Source organism: Streptomyces bobili (genome assembly GCF_002154575.1).
Taxonomy (GTDB): domain Bacteria; phylum Actinomycetota; class Actinomycetes; order Streptomycetales; family Streptomycetaceae; genus Streptomyces; species Streptomyces bobili.
In genome coordinates, this window is the sequence record NZ_MUBA01000824.1 from 1 (window position 1) to 1,012 (window position 1,012).

The 1,012-nt window shown below is 76.4% G+C and carries 1 protein-coding gene; it reads left to right on the forward strand.

The window, feature by feature from the left end; genetic code table 11:
• Positions 1-927: LacI family DNA-binding transcriptional regulator (locus BZL64_RS37965; protein WP_107430433.1), on the forward strand; the 927-nt coding region annotated here is incomplete at its 5' end.
• Between the last annotated feature and the right edge of the window lie 85 nt (positions 928-1,012).

Below are 1,012 nucleotides of genomic sequence, written 5' to 3' on the forward strand. Positions count from 1 at the left end.
TACGTCCTGAACGACACCGGCGCCGTCCGGATCAGCGAGCCCACCCGCCGCCGCGTCCACCGGGCCGCCGAGGAACTCGGGTACGTCCCGCACGCGGCGGCCCGCAGCCTGCGCGCCGGACACAGCCGCATGGTCCTGATGCCCGCCCCGCCCGTCCCGGCGGGCCCCCTCCACAGCCAGTTCGTGCACGACTTCCAGGGCGCCCTCAGCCGCCTCGACTACACCGTCGTCCAGTACGGCAACAGCGGCCTGCACGGGGACGAGGCAGCCCGCGCCTGGGCCGAACTGCGGCCCGTGGCCGTCCTGGTGCCCGGCCCCGGACTCGGCCCGCGCGGCGTCGCCGTGCTCAAACGGTCCGGCGCCCGCGCCGTGGTCACCCTCGGCACCGAACCCGTCGACGGCGCCCACGCCCTGCTCACCGACCATGCCGGCGTCGGCCGGGGCGCCGCACGCCATCTGTACGCGCGAGGCCGCCGCCGGATCGGCGTGGTCGTCCCCGAGGAGCCCGGCCTGGAGACGTTCTCCGCGCCCCGCCTCGACGGCGCCCGCGAGGCCCTGCACGGCACCGGCGCCACCGTCACCGCGCTGCCCCTGGCCTACACCGAGGAGTCCGCGGCGGCGCTCGCCGCCCGCTGGCGCGACCTGGGCCTGGACGGGGTCTTCGCCTACAACGACGAGTACGCGATGCTGCTCATGAGCGCCCTCCAGGACGAAGGCGTACGCGTCCCCCAGGACGCGGCCGTCATCGGCGCCGGCGATCTGATGCTGGCCAGGCTGCTGCGACCGCGCCTGAGCACCGTCCGGATCACGCTGCCCTGCGGCCGCGGGCTCGCCGAGCTGGTCGACCGGGCGGTCCGCAATCCGGGCGCCACGCCCGAGTCCCACGAACTGTTCGACGCTACGGTGGTTCAGCGGGACTCGACGTGACCGGCACCTGACCGGCACGGCCCGAGCGAGTCGCCCCTGAGCGGCGCGGCCGGCAGCCGTGCGCGCGGCCCGCCCGCTTCCACCC